The 655-nt window shown below is 47.5% G+C and carries 1 protein-coding gene; it reads left to right on the top strand.

Features of this window, described 5'->3' with window-relative positions; translation table 11 throughout:
* Window positions 1-600: tetratricopeptide repeat protein (locus R7Q48_RS28070; RefSeq protein ID WP_411979299.1), on the top strand; the 600-nt coding region annotated here is incomplete at its 5' end.
* Window positions 601-655: the final 55 nt, after the last annotated feature.

Genomic DNA, 655 nt, shown 5'->3' with positions numbered 1-655 from the left:
GAGCAAGTTGAACTTTCACACCGTCAGTTATCGTTGAAAGCGATCAGTCGAGCAGAAAAAGCCATTGATGCAAACGATATGGAAACGGCGCTTTCTGCTTATACCGAAGCATTGCGTTATGAGCCAAGCAATATCGAAACGCGTCAAAAACTGGCGGCGCTCTATTTCGGTAAAGGGGATACCAGAAAGTCTTACGAAATCCTGCAAGAAGGCATCAACCTTGATAAGGATAACCAACCGCTAAGACTCGCGTTGTCGAAGCTATTGGTTAAAGCCAATCAGCCTTCTGCGGCACTGAGCCCACTGGTTCACTTGCCTCCAATGCCGAGTCGAGATTACTTGGCAATGCGCGCAGCCCTTGCGCAGAAACAAAAACAAAACGACATCGCATTAGAAAGCTACCAGTTACTGACTCAACGCGAGCCAGACAATGCCCGCTGGTGGCTTGGTTTGGCGATTCAGCAAGAGCGAGCGCTCACTTTTACTGCTGCGATTAACTCTTACAACGAAGCGTTGGGTAAAGTAGGGATCTCGAATCAGTCGCAAGCTTTCATTCGCGATCGATTAACCATCTTAAAGCAACTGGAGAGCGCACAATGAAAATTCAGTTGAGAAAACGCTTAGGTGACCTACTTGTTGAAGAAGGCATCGTATC

Source organism: Vibrio sp. 378 (genome assembly GCF_033339435.1).
The sequence above is the reverse complement of the archived record's forward strand: the minus strand, read 5'-3'. Positions and strand labels throughout refer to the sequence as shown.